The sequence below is a fragment of the Pantoea sp. Fr-CA_6 genome (assembly GCF_024520895.1).
Lineage (GTDB): Bacteria > Pseudomonadota > Gammaproteobacteria > Enterobacterales > Enterobacteriaceae > Pantoea > Pantoea agglomerans.
In genome coordinates this window covers 23,518-39,374 of sequence record NZ_JALNPO010000002.1, presented here as the reverse complement: position 1 = coordinate 39,374, position 15,857 = coordinate 23,518, and the positions used below count along the sequence as shown (strand labels likewise).

Here is a 15,857-nt window from a genome sequence, read left to right as displayed (position 1 = left end):
GACTGCTTCTTCATCAGCCGCCGCATTGATTATTTTGCTAATCATAGGGTCTCAGCTACCATGACCGATTGCGAGATAATGTCCCAACCGTGAGTCGACACGAAATATGCCGAAAAAAGCCGAACAGCCAGCCAGCTTTGAAACGTCATTGCAGCAGCTGGAGCAGATTGTCAGCCGTCTGGAAAGTGGTGAACTGCCGCTGGAAGAAGCCCTGAACGAATTTGAGCGCGGCGTGCAGCTGGCGCGGACTGGCCAGCAGACGCTGCAGCAGGCTGAACAGCGGGTCCGTATTCTGCTGAACGATGATAAAGATGCCGACCTCACTGCTTTCACGCCGGAAAACAGCTAATGGATTTCGCCCGATTACTCGACGCGTATCAGCAGCAGGTTAACGCCGCGCTGACGCGTTTTATAGAGCCACTTCCTTTTCAGAGTTCTCCTCTGGTGAATGCCATGCATTATGGGGCATTATTAGGCGGTAAACGCCTGCGTCCTTTTCTGGTCTACGCTACCGGCGAAATGCTCCACGCCGACCCGGCGAGTCTGGATGCCCCCGCCGCCGCGGTTGAATGCATTCATGCGTACTCTCTGATTCATGACGATCTCCCCGCAATGGACGATGATGCACTGCGTCGCGGGCAGCCAACCTGTCACATTAAATATGGCGAAGATACCGCGATTCTGGCGGGCGACGCCCTGCAGACACTGGCCTTTTCAATTCTGGCCGACCAGGCGATGCCCGGTGTCAGCGCTGAATATCGTCTGATGATGCTCTCTGAACTGGCGAAAGCCAGCGGCGTGGCCGGCATGTGTGGCGGACAGGCGCTTGACTTAGCGGCGGAAGGTAAATCTGTGGATCTGGACCAGCTGGAGCAGATCCATCGTCATAAAACCGGCGCGCTGATCCGTTCAGCGGTACGGTTAGGCGCCTTAACGGCGGGCGATGCTGGCCGGGAAGCCCTGCCGCTGCTCGACCGCTATGCAGAGGCCATTGGTCTCGCATTTCAGGTGCAGGACGACATTCTGGATGTGATCGGTGACACAGCGGTGATCGGAAAACGCCAGGGTGCCGATCAGCATCTGGGAAAAAGCACCTATCCTTCACTGTTAGGCCTTGAAAATGCCCAAGCTAAAGCGCGGGATTTGTATCAGGAAGCACTTGATACGTTAGAAATGCTCGCTGCGCACTCTTATAACACTACAGCACTGCAGGCGCTGGCGAGCTTCATAATTGAACGCGACAAATAACTTCCATAATGAGTCTCTGATGAGTTTTGATATTGCTAAATACCCGACACTGGCGCTGGCAAACACGGTTCAGGAGCTGCGCGCCCTGCCGAAAGAGAAGTTGCCTGCGCTCTGTGATGAACTGCGTCAGTATCTGTTAGACAGTGTAAGCCGCTCCAGCGGCCATTTTGCGTCGGGTCTGGGCGTGGTCGAACTGACGGTTGCGCTGCATTATGTCTATAACACCCCCTTCGACCATCTGGTATGGGATGTGGGTCATCAGGCTTATCCCCATAAAATTCTGACCGGCCGCCGCGATCGCATCGGTACGATTCGTCAGAAAAATGGCGTACACCCGTTTCCATGGCGCGGCGAAAGTGAATATGACGTATTGAGCGTCGGTCACTCGTCAACCTCCATCAGTGCCGGTCTCGGCATGGCCGCGGCGGCAGAACGTGAAGGTCAGGGTCGTCGCACCGCCTGTATTATTGGCGATGGCGCAATTACCGCTGGCATGGCGTTTGAGGCGATGAACCACGCCGGTGATATCAAGCCGGACATGCTGGTGATCCTCAACGACAACGAGATGTCGATCTCCGAAAACGTCGGCGCGCTGAATAACCGTCTGGCGCAGATCCTGTCGGGTAAAACCTATGCGCGACTGCGCGAAGGCAGCAAGCGTGTGCTGACCAGCCTGCCACCGATCAAAGAGCTGGTAAGACGCACCGAAGAGCATCTCAAAGGCATGGTCGTGCCGGGTACGTTGTTTGAAGAGCTGGGCTTTAATTATATCGGCCCGGTAGATGGTCACGATGTGCTGACGCTGGTCAATACACTGAGCAACATGCGCAGCCTGAAAGGGCCGCAGTTCCTGCATATCATGACGAAGAAAGGCAAAGGCTACGCCCCGGCAGAGGAAGATCCAATTGCCTGGCACGCCGTGCCTAAATTTGATCCTGCGATTGGCGAACTGCCAAAAAGCGCGGAAGGCCTGCCGAGCTACTCTAAAATCTTCGGTAACTGGCTGTGCGAAATGGCCGCCGACGATCCGAAACTGATGGCGATTACGCCAGCAATGCGCGAAGGCTCCGGCATGGTGGCCTTCTCACGCGAATTTCCGAAACAATATTTCGATGTGGCGATTGCCGAGCAGCACGCCGTGACCTTCGCTGCCGGTATGGCAATTGGCGGCTATAAACCGATTGTTGCTATCTACTCCACCTTCCTGCAGCGCGCCTACGATCAGCTGATCCATGACGTCGCCATCCAGAAACTGCCGGTCCTGTTTGCTATCGATCGCGGTGGTATTGTTGGCGCGGATGGTCAGACTCACCAGGGCGCGTTTGATCTCGCCTATCTGCGCTGCGTGCCGGATATGGTGATCATGACCCCCAGCGATGAAAATGAGTGTCGGCAGATGCTCTACACCGGCTATCACTATCAGGATGGTCCAAGTGCGGTGCGCTATCCGCGCGGCACTGGTGTCGGTACGCCACTGGCTCCGCTGCAGAGCCTGCCGCTGGGTAAAGCCGTGGTGAAACGTCAGGGTGAAAAGCTGGCGATTCTGAATTTCGGCACCCTGTTGCCGGAAGCGGCCGCCACGGCGGAAGCGCTGAATGCGACTCTGGTCGACATGCGCTTTGTGAAGCCGCTGGATGAGGCGCTGATCGCCGAGCTCGCCGCCACGCACGACTCGCTGATTACGCTGGAAGAAGGCGCCATCAAAGGTGGTGCCGGCAGTGGCGTCAATGAATTTGTTATGGCGAAACGTCTGGCTGTTCCGGTGCTGAACATCGGTCTGCCTGATGAGTTCATCCCGCAGGGGACGCAGGACGAAGTGCGTCATGACTATCTGCTGGACGCGGAGGGCATTCAGCAGCAGATCGCCCGCTGGCTGGCGCAGTAACCTCCTCTCGCTGCGCTCCCCCCTCGGGGAGCGCAACATCCTGCTATGCTAAGACCTTTGCACTTTCGCAGGAGCCTCCACCATGAAAACGATTCAACTGGGTACCACCGATCTGCAGGTGTCGCGTCTCTGTCTTGGCTGCATGACTTATGGCGAGCCCACGCGCGGCAACCATGCCTGGACGCTGCCGGAAGCGAGCAGCCGTCCGCTGATCCAGCAGGCGCTGAACGCGGGGATCAACTTTTTCGATACCGCCAACAGCTATTCAGATGGCAGCAGCGAAGAGATCCTGGGCCGGGCCCTGAAAGACTTTGCCCGCCGTGAAGAGATCGTGGTCGCCACCAAAGTCTATTTCCCGCTGACCAATCTGTCACAGGGATTGTCGCGCAAGAATATTCTGCAATCCATTGATGACAGCCTGCAGCGCCTCGGCATGGAGTATGTCGACCTGCTGCAGATTCACCGCTGGGATTATGAGACGCCGCTGGAAGAGACGCTGGAAGCGCTGCATGAAGTCGTGCAGTCTGGCAAAGCACGTTATATCGGTGCCTCCTCGATGCACGCCAGTCAGTTTGCCCAGGCGTTGCAGATGCAGTCGAAACAGGGCTGGCATCGCTTTGTCAGCATGCAGGATCAGTACAACCTGATTCAGCGCGAAGAGGAGCGTGAAATGCATCCGCTCTGCCTGCAAGAGCAGATTGCCGTGCTGCCGTGGAGTCCGCTGGCGCGCGGTAAGCTGACCCGCCCGTGGGGGGAAAATACCGCGCGTTCCGCTTCTGACAAAGTGATGGCGTCGCTCTATGACAATACCGAAGAGAATGATGCCGTGATTGCAGAGCGGCTGGCGCAGGTGGCGGAAGATAAAGGTGTAACGCGGGCGCAGGTGGCTCTGGCCTGGCTGCTGAGCAAGCCTGCCGTCACGGCACCGATTATTGGTGCGTCGCGTGCTGAGCAGTTTGAGGATCTGGTGAAGGCGGTGGATGTCACGCTGAGTGACGAGGAAGTTGCACTGCTGGAAGAGGTCTATCAGCCGCATCAGCCGGTAGGATTCGAATAAGGCTGGCAACAAAGTGACGCCCTGCCCGGGCGTCACCTTCTGTCGCGGTGTGAAAAGCCCTGTCAGTTAACCCGCCAGCCAGACCCCAAAGCCATACAGCATGGCAGCGGAAATCACGCCAGCAATAATGTCATCCACCATAATGCCCATGCCGCCATGCACATTGCGGTCAAACCAGCGAATCGGCCACGGCTTCCACATATCAAGAATACGGAACAACACAAAGCCACCCAGAACCCATTGCCAGCTGTTGACCGGAATCGCCATCAGCGTAATCCACATGCCGATAAACTCATCCCAGACAATACTGCCGTGATCGTGTACGCCCATATCTTTAGCGGTGCGATGGCAGAGATAGACGCCAACGCAGATACCGACCAGCACCACCAGCGAATAGAGATCCTGCGGCAGATAGGTCATCAGCCACCAGAACGGAATGGCCGCCAGCGATCCCATGGTGCCAGGCACGACCGGGCTTAATCCGCTGCCGAAACCGGTCGCCAGCAGATGCCAGGGATTGCTCATCCGCAGGCGACTCTTCGCCACGTCGTTATTTAGCATCAAAGTGATCAAACCCTTTATGACGGAATGTGGCGGGCTTGCCATTATCCAGCAGCGTTAAGCCTTCCGACTCCGGTGCCATCTGCCCGATGCAGGTATAGGGCACGCCCAGGTGACCCAGCGCTACATCGAGCGCGCCGCGATTGACCTCGGGCACCGTAAAGCAGAGTTCGTAATCTTCTCCGCCACTCAGCGCCCAGCGCAGGACCTGCTCAGGGTCGAAATGATCGCGCAGCGCAGCCGAAAGGGGCAACGCATCCAGATTAAGCCGTGCGCCACAGCCGCTGGCTTTCAGCACGTGGCCGAGATCGGAAATCAGGCCGTCGGAAAGATCCACCGCTGAGGAGGCCAGCGAACGCAGCGCCTGGCCCTGCAGAATGCGCGGCATAGGACGCAGATGACGTTTAATCAGCGCTTCATGCACCGCCGGATCGCTGATGCGGCAGTGATGCTGCAGCAGCGCCAGGCCCGCCGCGCTGTCACCCAGCGTTCCGGTCACGTAAATCCAGTCACCCGGCTTCGCGCCTGAACGTTTCAGGGCACGGCCCTGCGGCACCAGACCGTGAATCGCCAACGTCAGGCTCAGCGGGCCACGGGTGGTGTCGCCGCCGACCAGCTGCATGTCGTAATATTCCAGCAGTTCAAACAGGCTTTCGCTGAAGGCAGAGAGCCAGCTCTCATCGACCTGCGGCAGCGTTAAGGCCAGCGTCAGCCATGCGGGATCGGCGCCCATGGCAGCAAGGTCGCTGAGATTCACAGCCAGGGCTTTGTAACCCAGATCGGCAGGATGGATATCCCGTAAGAAGTGCACACCCGCGACCAGGGTATCGGTGCTGATCGCCAGCGTCTGTTTTTCCGGCACGCTAAGTAACGCACAATCGTCACCGATGCCGAGTTCGACATCACGGCGGCTGCGTGTTCTGCGGTTGAAGTAGCGTGCGATGAGTTCAAATTCACCACAAGACATAATTGCGTTCCGCTTAACCCTTCATGAAAAAAGGCCGGCAAGCCGGCCTTTTTGTTTATTTGCGATTGGGTCGAATTTGTGGACCGGCTTTATCAAGCACGCCGTTAACAAATTTATGACTGTCTTCGGCACCGAAGACTTTCGCCAGCTCAATCCCTTCGTTGATGGCCACTTTATAAGGCACATCATTACGTTTGCTCAGCTCATACAGCGAGATGCGCAGGATAGCTTTTTCTACCTGGCCCAGCTCTTCGAGCTGACGCGACAGATAGGGCTTCATCAGTCCATCCAGATACGCACTGTTGGTCGCCACACCGGACAGCAGTTCGCGGAAGTAGGTAATGTCGACGTCTTTGACGTCCTGTTCCGCCAGAAACTGGTATTCCACATCGGCAATGTCGTTATTCGACAACTGCCAGGAGTAAAGCGCCTGAACAGCGCACTCACGGGCGCGACGACGAGCAGCAGGTTTCACAAAATTCCCCTTACAAAAATCAGGCTTTAATGGCTTTCAATACGTTGATCATTTCGAGCGCAGTCAGAGCCGCTTCAGCACCTTTGTTACCCGCTTTGGTGCCGGCACGCTCAATGGCCTGCTCGATGCTTTCAGTGGTCAGCACGCCAAACGCGACAGGAATCTCGCTGTTCATGGCAACGCTGGCGATACCGGAGCTGGCTTCACCCGCCACATATTCGAAGTGCGCAGTGCCACCACGAATAACCGTACCGAGTGCGATAATCGCATCATATTTGCCGGTGTTGGCCAGCGCGCGTGCTGCCAGAGGCAGTTCGTATGCACCAGGCACCCAGACTACGGTGATATTGTCATCTTTGACCTGGCCGATACGTTTCAGGGCATCAACTGCGCCATCCAGCAGGCTGTCATTAATGAAGTTGTTAAAACGCGCGATAACGATGGCAACATTGGCCTCAGGCGTTGCAACAGCAGCTTCGATAACTTTCATACTTATCCTTTCAGGGGTTTGGTTGGCCCCGCGCAGGGGGGCGGATTCTATCATACTCTTGGGCGGCGTGCTCTCGCTTTTCCGACCGTGTTATTGTGGTGTCAGGGTCAGGCGTAAATCGTCACCGACCTGGCGGACATCACTGAAACGGAAGGCAGGTGCGTCAGCCAGCTGGCTTAGTCCCGGCAGCTTACACAGCCCGCGTCCTTCATGACCTAACAGCTTAGGCGCCAGATAAACAATCAGTTCATCGACCAGTCCGGCCTGCAACAGGGCACCGGCCAGCGTGGCGCCCGCTTCAACCCAGACGCTGTTAATCTGTCGCTGTCCCAGCAGCATCATCATCGCCACCAGGTCCAGCTGCTGTTCGCGCAGCGGAACAGCGATTTGCGTCACGTCAGCGGGCCAGCTCTGCTGATCGGGCTGATGACGCATCAGCCAGGTTTCACCCGGCTGCGAAATGAGCCGATGCTGCGGCGTCACGCGATTCTGGCTGTCGATAACCACCCGCACCGGCTGACGCAGTTGCTGCTCATCAAGCAGTGCCTGGCTCTCTGCATTGAGTTCAGACCAGCGTACCGTCAGGGAAGGATCGTCCGCCAGCACCGTGGCGCTGCTGCTGAGAATGGCGGCGCTCTGCGCACGCAGGCGCTGCACATCACGACGGGCAGCCGGCGAGGTTATCCACTGACTTTCGCCGCTGGCCATTGCCGTTCTGCCATCCAGTGAGGCACCCAGCTTGAGCTGGATCCAGGGGAAGCCAGTGCGCATGCGTTTGAGGAAACCGCGATTCAGCGCCTCCGCTTCCGGCATCATCAGACCGTGGCTGACCTCAATGCCCGCCTGATGCAGACGGTGCAGTCCGCGCCCCGCCACCTGCGGATTCGGATCCTGCATGGCGGCCACGACACGGGTAACGCCAGCGGCGATCAGCGCATCACAGCAGGGTGGCGTACGGCCATGATGGCTGCAGGGTTCCAGCGTGACATAGGCGGTTGCGCCACGCGCTTTCTCGCCCGCCATGCGCAGGGCGTGGACTTCAGCATGCGGTTCACCGGCGCGCTGATGCCAGCCCTCACCGACCACCTCGCCATCGCGCACAATCACGCAGCCCACATTGGGGTTCGGCATCGTCGTAAAGCGGCCACGTCGCGCCAGTTCCAGCGCACGCGCCATGTAAAGTTCATCCATGGTTTAATCCTGTAACCGGGCGATCTCTTCGCCAAAATCACGAATGTCTTCAAAGCTGCGGTAAACCGAGGCAAAGCGGATGTAGGCGACTTTATCGAGCTTCTTCAGCTCATCCATCACCAGATTGCCGATCAGCTTACTGGGAATCTCACGTTCACCGGTGGCACGCAGCTGGGTTTTAATATGGTTTACGGCGCTTTCAACCGCATCGGCGCTGACCGGACGCTTCTCAAGCGCTTTCATCATCCCGCTGGCCATTTTGTCTTCATTAAACGGTTCGCGCACGTCATTGCTTTTCACCACGCGTGGCATCACCAGTTCCGCCACCTCGAAGGTGGTAAAACGCTCATGACACATCAGACACTGGCGGCGGCGGCGCACCGAAGAGCCTTCACTAACCAGACGAGAATCAATCACTTTGGTGTCCACAGCGGAGCAGAATGGGCAATGCATGACGTTTCCTGACGCGAGAGAGATGGGCCAGACAGTGTAGCGCGAACTGCGAATCAACAAAATCTCTTCCGTGCCTTTCCTGTGCCACCACGCACAGCATAAATGATGTTAAATATCAGCGACGGCAAAAGGGTCTACGCTTATAGAGCCGAAAGACGGCGTATATCCACTAACACACTGGAGGTTGTATGGGTCTGTTTAATTTTGTGAAAGAAGCCGGTGAGAAATTATGGGATGCCGTGAATGGCGGCGATGACCAGAATAAAAAGCTGCAGGATCACATCAACAAGCTCGGTTTACCCGACAGCGACAAAGTGGATGTGAAGGTCAATGGCGATACCGTGACCGTGACGGGCGATGGCCTTTCCCAGGAGCTGAAAGAGAAGATTCTGATCGCAGCCGGTAACGTTGCAGGCATCACCAAAGTGGAAGATAAGGTGACCGTGACAGATAGCGCGACCGAGTCAGAACTTTACACCGTGAAAAAAGGCGACACGCTGAGCGCAATTTCCAAACAGGTTTATGGAAATGCCAACGAATACAACAAGATTTTCGAAGCGAATAAGCCAATGCTCTCTCATCCTGATAAGATCTATCCTGGCCAGGTTTTACGTATTCCAAAATAACGGACAAGGATAACTTATGAGCAGGATGGTTTGGGTTCCGGTGGCGCTCTCTCTGGTGATGCTGAGCGGTTGCAGCAGTAGCGCCAGCAACCCGCAGGTCAGAGAGTTGCATCAGGAAGTGAGTCAGCTTAATCAGCAGATGCAGCACCTGACCACGCAGGCCAGCGCGCTGGAGATTCAGGGGCAGCTAAACAGCCATTCGCAGCAAGGCGCGTGGCTGATCCCGCAGGCGAACACGCCGGTGGCGCTGCAAACCCAGCTCGGCACGCTGCGACTGACGCTCTCGCCAGTCACCGCTGAAGCCAGCGGCTCGCGGGCAACCCTGACGGTACGCTCAATGGACGATCGCCCTTTGCCCGCCCTGCACGCTACGGTGAACTGGGGCGAACTCGATCCGGCAACCGGTAAACCACTGAGTAACGGCAGTCTGAGTCAGACAATAGCGGTCCCTGCCTCGCTGTTGCCCCAGCATTCGGTGAGCATACCGCTGCAACTCAGCGGCCTCACGCCGGATCAATCAGGTTATGTCCGCGTGCATAACGTCACCGGCGACGCACCTGCCCAGACCTCCCCTGCTGCACCCTGATCACAGGTGCAAAAAAAAAACGGGCAGCCACATGGCTGCCCGTTTTTATTTCTCTGCGGCGATTAAGGCAGGATAGAAGGCTGATCGGCGCCCTCTTTCTCGACTTTCTGCACCAGCATATGTTCACGCTTCATGCCCAGCTTCAGCGCCAGCGCCGAAGAGACATAAATTGATGAAATCGTACCAATCGTCACACCAATCAGCATGGTCAGTGAGAAGCCTTTCAGCAGCGCACCACCAAACACGAAGAGGATGAGGATCATCGCCAGCGTGGTCAGCGAGGTAATCAGCGTACGGCTTAACGTCTGGGTCAGTGACACGTTAGTAATATCGTAAGAGCTGCCGCGACGGATCTTGCGGAAGTTTTCACGAATACGGTCCGACACCACGATTTTATCGTTAAGCGAGTAGCCAATCACCGACATCAGTGAGGCAACAATCGTCAGGTCGATTTCAATGCGGAACAGCGCCAGCAGGCCGCAGGTGATGATCACGTCATGCGCCAGCGCCAGCACGGTACCCAGCGCCAGACGCCACTCAAAGCGAAAACCGATGTAGATCAGAATCGCAATCAGCGCGGACAACAGCGCCATCGCACCCGCCTGCGCAAGGTCGCTGCCCACACTCGGACCCACGAACTCAATGCGCTTAACGGTAGCATTCTGCTGGGTGGTCTGGTTAATCACCGACACCACTTTATTGCCTAACTCGGTGCCCGCCGGGCCGGTAACCGGTGCCATACGCACCATGACGTCACGGCTGCTGCCAAAGTTCTGCACCAGCGGCTCGTCAAAGCCCGCTTTCACCAGATCACCACGCAGGACTTCAAGATCGGCCGGTTTTTCCAGCGCGATCTCAATCACCGTACCACCGGTGAAATCGAGGCCCCAGTTAAAACCACGCACACCCACGATAGCAATCGCGGCGAGAATCAGCAGTCCCGAAATGATGAAGGCCAGCTTATCCCAGCGCATAAAGTCGACGACTTTACGCCCGTGGTTCAACTGCTCAATGTTATATTCCTGTGCCACAACGCACTCCTCAGATAGACAGCTTGTTGATGCGTTTGCCACCGTAAACCAGGTTAACAATGGCACGGGTACCGACAATCGCGGTGAACATTGAGGTTGCGATACCAATTGCGGTGGTAATAGCAAAGCCTTTGATCGAACCGGTGCCGACTGCATAAAGAATGATAACTTTGATCAGGGTGGTCACGTTCGCATCGACAATACTGGAGAAGGCGCCTTTATAGCCCTCATGAATTGCCTGCTGAACCGAGCGCCCGTTACGCAGCTCTTCTTTAATACGTTCGTTAATCAGCACGTTGGCATCCACCGCCACCGCCAGCGTTAACACGATACCGGCAATACCCGGCATGGTCAGGGTCGCGCCCGGCAACAGCGACATAATGCCGACAATCAGCACCAGGTTAACCAGCAGCGCGCTGGTCGCAATCAGACCAAACTTCTTGTAGAACACCACCATAAACAGGATCGACGCAAGCAGACCCCACAGGCAGGCTTCCAGACCCTGAGTAATGTTCTGCTGACCCATGGTCGGCCCGATAGTACGCTCTTCCACAATCTGGATGGGCGCAATCAACGCACCGGCACGCAGCAGCAGCGAGAGCTGACGCGCTTCGTTCGGGTTATTGATACCGGTGATACGGAAGCTGTTCCCCAGACGAGACTGGATATTAGCGACGTTAATCACCTCTTCCTGTTTCACCAGAATTGAACGGCCGTTGGCATCTTTCTTACCGCTGTCTTTGTACTCCACAAACAGGGTCGCCATCGGCTTGCCGATGTTGTCCTTGGTGAAGTTCGACATGATGTTACCGCCTGCGCCATCCAGTGAAATGTTCACCTGTGGCTGGTTGTACTCATCCATGCTGGAAGTCGAGTCGGTGATATGGTCACCGGTCAGGATCACCCGCTTGTAGAGCACCACCGGCTGGCCATCACGCATGTCTTTAACTTCAGAGTCACCCGGTACACGACCACTGGCCGCTACGGTTGGATCCACGCTGGTGTTTACCAGACGGAACTCCAGCGTCGCCGTTGCACCCAGAATCTCTTTAGCGCGTGCCGTATCCTGAATACCCGGCAACTCAACTACGATGCGATCGGAACCCTGACGCTGTACCAGCGGTTCAGCCACGCCCAGCTGGTTCACACGGTTACGCAGAATAGTAATGTTCTGCTGAACCGCATATTCACGCGCTTCGCTGAGACGAGCATCGCTCATGGTGGCACGCAGGGCATCGCTGCCGCTGCTGTTGATCACCAGATCCTGATGACGCGAGGTCAGCCAGGAGATCGCCGCATCGCGGCTGGCTGCGTCACGGAAACGAATTTCCACGCCGTAGTTCGCGATTTTGTTGACGGTGGTGTAAGGGATACTTTTGGTGCGCAGGTCGCTACGCAGCGAGTCAGCATTCTGCTCCTGCAGTTTGCCGAGTGCGGTGTCCATGTCCACTTCCATCAGGAAGTGCACACCACCACGCAGATCGAGACCGAGTTTCATCGGTTCTGCTGACAGCATACTCAGCCAGCGAGGCGTGGCTGGCGCGAGGTTCAGCGCAACAACGTAGTCTTCACCCAACGCTTTCATGATCGCTTCACGGGCGCGTAACTGCACATCCGTATTATTGAAGCGCGCGGTAATCGCACCATTTTCCAGCGCAACAGATTTGCTCTGGATATTGTCTTGTTTTAATGCGGACTGAATTTGATCCAACGTCTGCTCACTGGCGGCGCTTCCGCGCGCACCAGTGATTTGAACGGCCGGATCCTCACCATACAGGTTGGGAAGCGCATAGAGCAGGCCGACGAGAATCACGACGACCAGCATCACGTACTTCCACAAAGGATAACGATTTAACACGGCAGTTCCCTTAGGGAAGAAAGAATTACAGCGCCTTGATAGTGCCTTTAGGCAGCACGGCGGCGACGAAATCACGTTTAATGACGACTTCATTGGTGTCATTCAGCGCGATAGCTACGTAGCCCGTGTCAGAGACTTTTGTTACGCGGCCTACAAGGCCACCGCTGGTCAGCACTTCATCACCCTTAGAGATAGAATCCATCAGCTTCTTGTGCTCTTTCGCACGTTTCTGCTGCGGACGCAGGATCATGAAATAGAAAATCAGACCAAACACCACCAGCATGATCACCAGAGAATACGGACTTCCCTGAGACGGTGCGCCTGCTGCGGCCACGGCGTCAGAAATGAAAAAGCTCATTAAATTTCCCTCATTGATGAATTATCAGACGTTAAAGGCGGAACTTCTTTGCCCGTCCGTTGGTAGAACTCGTTTACAAAGCGCTCTAATTTACCCTCTTCGATGGCCTGGCGTAAACCTGCCATCAGGCGCTGGTAATAGCGCAAATTGTGGATAGTGTTCAGACGCGCGCCCAGTATTTCGTTACAACGGTCGAGATGATACAAGTAGGCGCGGCTATAATTGCGACAGGTGTAACAATCACACTCCGCATCCAGTGGCGCAGTGTCATCTTTGTATCTGGCGTTGCGGATTTTCACCACACCCTCGGTCACAAACAGATGACCATTTCGGGCATTACGGGTCGGCATCACGCAGTCAAACATATCGACGCCGCGACGGACGCCCTCAACCAGATCTTCTGGCTTGCCGACACCCATCAGATAACGCGGTTTATCCTGCGGAAGCTGCGGACAGACGTGCTCAAGAATACGGTGCATGTCCTGCTTAGGCTCACCCACCGCCAGGCCGCCCACAGCGTACCCATCAAAGCCAATCTCTACCAGACCTTTCACCGAGACATCTCGTAAATCTTCGTAAACCGAGCCCTGAATAATGCCAAATAGCGCATTTTTATTGCCCAGGCTGTCAAAACGGTCACGACTGCGTTGCGCCCAGCGCAGCGACATCTCCATCGAGCGTTTGGCGTAGTCCCAGTCCGCCGGATAGGGCGTACATTCATCGAAAATCATCACGATGTCGGAACCGAGGTCATACTGAATCTCCATCGATTTTTCCGGATCGAGGAAGATCGGGTCGCCGTTGATCGGGTTACGGAAATGCACGCCCGCTTCGGTGATTTTACGGATGTCGCCCAGGCTGAAGACCTGGAAGCCGCCGGAGTCGGTCAGGATCGGCCCTTTCCACTGCATAAAGTCATGCAGATCGCCATGCAGTTTCATGATCTCCTGACCCGGACGCAGCCAGAGGTGGAAGGTATTGCCCAGAATGATCTGCGCGCCGGTCTCCTGCACTTCTTCCGGCGTCATGCCTTTAACGGTGCCATAGGTGCCAACAGGCATAAACGCAGGGGTTTCCACCACACCGCGATCAAAAATCAGACGGCCACGGCGTGCGCGCCCATCTGTGGTATCAAGTTCAAATTTCACAAAGCCTCCATCGGAGAAACAGTCCGATGCAGATAACCTTCAGTCGCTCTCAGTCGATTCCGGCTATCGGTTAATAAATCAGTCGCCCACTTTTTCCAGCGGCGCCTGCGGATTTTTGCTGATAAACATCGCGTCGCCATAACTGAAGAAACGATATTGCTCAGCCACGGCTGCGCGGTACGCGGCCATGGTGTGCTGATAACCGGCAAACGCCGAGACCAGCATAATCAGAGTCGATTCGGGCAGATGGAAGTTGGTGATCAGCGCATCGATCACCTGATACTCATAGCCCGGATAGATAAAAATCTGGGTATCATCGAAGAACGGCGCAATCAGGGCATCCTGACTCGCTTTGGCGGCGCTCTCCAGCGAACGGACAGAGGTGGTGCCGACAGCGACCACCTTATTGCCGCGTGCTTTACAGGCCAGCACCGCATCAACAACCTCCTGCGGCACTTCGGCATATTCAGCATGCATGTGATGCTCTTCGATGGTGTCGACGCGCACTGGCTGGAAGGTTCCCGCACCGACATGCAGCGTCACAAACGCCATCTCAATGCCCTTCTCTTTCAGCGCCTGCAGCAGCGGTTCATCAAAATGCAGACCGGCGGTCGGTGCCGCAACGGCACCCGGTCGGGCACTGTAAACCGTCTGATAGAGCTCGCGATCCGCCTCTTCATCCGGACGGTCGATATAAGGTGGCAGAGGCATATGGCCGACGCTGTTGAGGATGTCGAGCACCGCGCGCTCATCATCAAACACAATCTCAAACAGCGCATCGTGACGCGCCACCATCGTCGCTTTGACGCTCTCGTCTTCGCCCAGCAGCAGTTCTGCTCCCGGCTTCGGCGCTTTCGAGGCGCGCACATGGGCCAGCACACGCTTGTCGTCAAGCATCCGCTCCACCAGCATCTCGATTTTGCCGCCACTGGCTTTGCGGCCAAAGACGCGCGCCGGAATCACACGGGTGTTGTTGAACACCAGCAGATCGCCCGGATTCAGCTTATCCAGCACGTCGGTGAACACACCGTGCGACAGCGTCCCGCTGGGACCATCGAGCGACAGCAGACGACAGCCGCTGCGCTGCGCCTGGGGATAGTGAGCAATCAGGGATTCGGGCAGTTCAAAAGCAAAATCGGCGACACGCATGAAAGAGTTCTTTCTCAGGCAAAAACAGGCGGCACAGTTTAGCGGAAAATCGACCAATTCTGAACAACTGGCTGCGCAAAGGCAGTTCAGCCTATAATGCGGCATGAACTTTCTTGCTCATCTCCATCTGGCTAAGCTGGCCGACAGCTCCTTACTCGGCAATTTAATGGCCGATTTTGTGCGTGGCAACCCGCACCAGCACTGGTCTGCGCCCGTCGCGGACGGCATTCTGATGCACCGTCGTCTCGATGTGATGACCGATGCGCTGCCGGAAGTGCGCAGCGCCCGTCAGCTGTTCCGTGCCGAAACCTATCGCGTGGCACCCATTACGCTGGACGTCATCTGGGACCATTTTCTGGCCCGGCACTGGCAGCACTTCACGCCCGGCCAGACGCTGGTGCACTTTTCTGCCGCCGCCGAGCGCGAGATCATGCCGCAACTGGCAGACACCCCCATCGAGTTTCAGGAACTCAACGCGGTGATGTGGCGCGAGCGCTGGTTTGAGCATTATGCCCAGCCCGCGCGGCTGGAGCGGGTGCTGCACGGCATGGCCAGCCGCCGTCCACGCCTGGCAGCCCTGCGCGACTCCTACCACGATTTCACGCAACACTATGATCAGCTGGAAGCGCTGTTTTTTGTTTTTTATCCGCGTTTAATGGCGCTGGCGACCAGCAGAACCCTGTAAAACCCGATCCTCTGCTGCCGGGCTGGCGGACGCCAGCTTTCGCCCGCCGGGAAAGCGCCTCACCCGGCCCTGCACCATCTTGCCATTGC

18 protein-coding genes are annotated in these 15,857 nt (G+C 56.5%); 7 read left to right on the top strand and 11 right to left on the bottom strand.

The window, feature by feature from the left end; genetic code table 11:
• Positions 1-106: 106 nt before the first annotated feature.
• The 4 genes from xseB (at position 107) to NR201_RS03230 (ending at position 4,190) form a co-directional block, all read left to right on the top strand.
• Positions 107-349, top strand: coding sequence for an exodeoxyribonuclease VII small subunit (gene xseB, locus NR201_RS03245; protein ID WP_010255382.1), 243 nt, complete (start codon positions 107-109; stop codon positions 347-349).
• Positions 349-1,248 (top strand): (2E,6E)-farnesyl diphosphate synthase, encoded by a 900-nt coding sequence (gene ispA / locus NR201_RS03240; RefSeq protein WP_010255381.1) that lies wholly within the window; start codon positions 349-351, stop codon positions 1,246-1,248. The genes xseB and ispA overlap by 1 nt, the downstream gene beginning before the upstream one ends.
• Before the next feature lie 19 nt (positions 1,249-1,267).
• Positions 1,268-3,133: a 1-deoxy-D-xylulose-5-phosphate synthase gene (gene dxs / locus NR201_RS03235; RefSeq protein WP_010671199.1), complete on the top strand. Its 1,866-nt coding sequence runs from the start codon at positions 1,268-1,270 to the stop codon at positions 3,131-3,133.
• An 82-nt stretch (positions 3,134-3,215) separates the two neighbouring features.
• On the top strand, positions 3,216-4,190 hold the full coding sequence (locus NR201_RS03230) for an aldo/keto reductase (RefSeq protein WP_033766634.1): 975 nt from the start codon (positions 3,216-3,218) through the stop codon (positions 4,188-4,190).
• 66 nt (positions 4,191-4,256) lie between these two features.
• Here the strand turns inward: NR201_RS03230 and pgpA are convergent, their stop codons facing one another.
• The 6 genes from pgpA to nrdR all read right to left on the bottom strand — a co-directional run bounded on the left by pgpA (position 4,257) and on the right by nrdR (position 8,327).
• Positions 4,257-4,751 carry a phosphatidylglycerophosphatase A gene (pgpA, locus tag NR201_RS03225; protein WP_031293112.1) on the bottom strand — a complete coding sequence of 165 codons (495 nt, stop codon included), beginning with the start codon at positions 4,749-4,751 and terminating at the stop codon, positions 4,257-4,259.
• Positions 4,741-5,718, bottom strand: coding sequence for a thiamine-phosphate kinase (gene thiL, locus NR201_RS03220; protein ID WP_010255374.1), 978 nt, complete (start codon positions 5,716-5,718; stop codon positions 4,741-4,743). Before thiL ends, pgpA begins: the two co-directional genes overlap by 11 nt.
• A gap of 55 nt (positions 5,719-5,773) precedes the next feature.
• The gene (gene nusB / locus NR201_RS03215; RefSeq protein ID WP_010255372.1) at positions 5,774-6,193 is read right to left on the bottom strand and encodes a transcription antitermination factor NusB; all 420 of its coding nucleotides are present in this window, start codon (positions 6,191-6,193) and stop codon (positions 5,774-5,776) included.
• 19 nt (positions 6,194-6,212) lie between these two features.
• Entirely contained in the window at positions 6,213-6,683 is a 471-nt protein-coding gene (gene ribE, locus NR201_RS03210; RefSeq protein ID WP_010255369.1) for a 6,7-dimethyl-8-ribityllumazine synthase, read from the bottom strand.
• Positions 6,684-6,773: 90 nt separating this feature from the next.
• Positions 6,774-7,874: a bifunctional diaminohydroxyphosphoribosylaminopyrimidine deaminase/5-amino-6-(5-phosphoribosylamino)uracil reductase RibD gene (gene ribD / locus NR201_RS03205; RefSeq protein ID WP_157351639.1), complete on the bottom strand. Its 1,101-nt coding sequence runs from the start codon at positions 7,872-7,874 to the stop codon at positions 6,774-6,776.
• 3 nt (positions 7,875-7,877) lie between these two features.
• Positions 7,878-8,327 carry a transcriptional regulator NrdR gene (nrdR, locus tag NR201_RS03200; protein ID WP_009091750.1) on the bottom strand — a complete coding sequence of 150 codons (450 nt, stop codon included), beginning with the start codon at positions 8,325-8,327 and terminating at the stop codon, positions 7,878-7,880.
• 188 nt (positions 8,328-8,515) lie between these two features.
• Between nrdR and lysM the strand changes: the two genes are divergently transcribed.
• Together lysM and NR201_RS03190 are read left to right on the top strand one after the other, a co-directional pair.
• Complete coding sequence (gene lysM / locus NR201_RS03195; protein ID WP_010255362.1) at positions 8,516-8,953, top strand: peptidoglycan-binding protein LysM; 438 nt, start codon at positions 8,516-8,518, stop codon at positions 8,951-8,953.
• A gap of 16 nt (positions 8,954-8,969) precedes the next feature.
• A complete protein-coding gene (locus tag NR201_RS03190) occupies positions 8,970-9,539 on the top strand; it encodes a DUF3251 domain-containing protein (protein ID WP_022626125.1) in 570 nt (189 codons plus the stop codon).
• 62 nt (positions 9,540-9,601) lie between these two features.
• On the opposite strand, the gene secF is transcribed toward NR201_RS03190, so the two are convergent.
• From secF to queA, 5 genes are all read right to left on the bottom strand, one after another.
• Positions 9,602-10,570 (bottom strand): protein translocase subunit SecF, encoded by a 969-nt coding sequence (secF, locus tag NR201_RS03185; protein WP_010255357.1) that lies wholly within the window; start codon positions 10,568-10,570, stop codon positions 9,602-9,604.
• A gap of 10 nt (positions 10,571-10,580) precedes the next feature.
• Complete coding sequence (gene secD, locus NR201_RS03180; protein ID WP_071997994.1) at positions 10,581-12,428, bottom strand: protein translocase subunit SecD; 1,848 nt, start codon at positions 12,426-12,428, stop codon at positions 10,581-10,583.
• Positions 12,429-12,453: 25 nt separating this feature from the next.
• Complete coding sequence (yajC, locus tag NR201_RS03175) at positions 12,454-12,786, bottom strand: preprotein translocase subunit YajC (RefSeq protein WP_010255353.1); 333 nt, start codon at positions 12,784-12,786, stop codon at positions 12,454-12,456.
• Entirely contained in the window at positions 12,786-13,934 is a 1,149-nt protein-coding gene (gene tgt, locus NR201_RS03170) for a tRNA guanosine(34) transglycosylase Tgt (protein WP_010255351.1), read from the bottom strand. Before tgt ends, yajC begins: the two co-directional genes overlap by 1 nt.
• A gap of 78 nt (positions 13,935-14,012) precedes the next feature.
• A complete protein-coding gene (gene queA / locus NR201_RS03165; RefSeq protein ID WP_010671194.1) occupies positions 14,013-15,083 on the bottom strand; it encodes a tRNA preQ1(34) S-adenosylmethionine ribosyltransferase-isomerase QueA in 1,071 nt (356 codons plus the stop codon).
• 103 nt (positions 15,084-15,186) lie between these two features.
• On the opposite strand from queA, the gene NR201_RS03160 reads away from it, so the two are divergent.
• Entirely contained in the window at positions 15,187-15,768 is a 582-nt protein-coding gene (locus NR201_RS03160) for an ACP phosphodiesterase (RefSeq protein WP_022626127.1), read from the top strand.
• The last annotated feature ends 89 nt before the right edge of the window (positions 15,769-15,857 follow it).

What these genes read in the sequence shown, in the direction of transcription:
- yajC (WP_010255353.1), bottom strand. Translation starts at nt 12,786, where the DNA reads ATGAGCTTTTTCATTTCTGACGCCGTGGCCGCAGCAGGCGCACCGTCT.
- queA (WP_010671194.1), bottom strand. Translation starts at nt 15,083, where the DNA reads ATGCGTGTCGCCGATTTTGCTTTTGAACTGCCCGAATCCCTGATTGCT.
- NR201_RS03190 (WP_022626125.1), top strand. Translation starts at nt 8,970, where the DNA reads ATGAGCAGGATGGTTTGGGTTCCGGTGGCGCTCTCTCTGGTGATGCTG.
- pgpA (WP_031293112.1), bottom strand. Translation starts at nt 4,751, where the DNA reads ATGCTAAATAACGACGTGGCGAAGAGTCGCCTGCGGATGAGCAATCCC.
- dxs (WP_010671199.1), top strand. Translation starts at nt 1,268, where the DNA reads ATGAGTTTTGATATTGCTAAATACCCGACACTGGCGCTGGCAAACACG.
- nrdR (WP_009091750.1), bottom strand. Translation starts at nt 8,327, where the DNA reads ATGCATTGCCCATTCTGCTCCGCTGTGGACACCAAAGTGATTGATTCT.
- ribD (WP_157351639.1), bottom strand. Translation starts at nt 7,874, where the DNA reads ATGGATGAACTTTACATGGCGCGTGCGCTGGAACTGGCGCGACGTGGC.
- NR201_RS03160 (WP_022626127.1), top strand. Translation starts at nt 15,187, where the DNA reads ATGAACTTTCTTGCTCATCTCCATCTGGCTAAGCTGGCCGACAGCTCC.
- lysM (WP_010255362.1), top strand. Translation starts at nt 8,516, where the DNA reads ATGGGTCTGTTTAATTTTGTGAAAGAAGCCGGTGAGAAATTATGGGAT.
- ribE (WP_010255369.1), bottom strand. Translation starts at nt 6,683, where the DNA reads ATGAAAGTTATCGAAGCTGCTGTTGCAACGCCTGAGGCCAATGTTGCC.
- xseB (WP_010255382.1), top strand. Translation starts at nt 107, where the DNA reads ATGCCGAAAAAAGCCGAACAGCCAGCCAGCTTTGAAACGTCATTGCAG.
- thiL (WP_010255374.1), bottom strand. Translation starts at nt 5,718, where the DNA reads ATGTCTTGTGGTGAATTTGAACTCATCGCACGCTACTTCAACCGCAGA.
- NR201_RS03230 (WP_033766634.1), top strand. Translation starts at nt 3,216, where the DNA reads ATGAAAACGATTCAACTGGGTACCACCGATCTGCAGGTGTCGCGTCTC.
- ispA (WP_010255381.1), top strand. Translation starts at nt 349, where the DNA reads ATGGATTTCGCCCGATTACTCGACGCGTATCAGCAGCAGGTTAACGCC.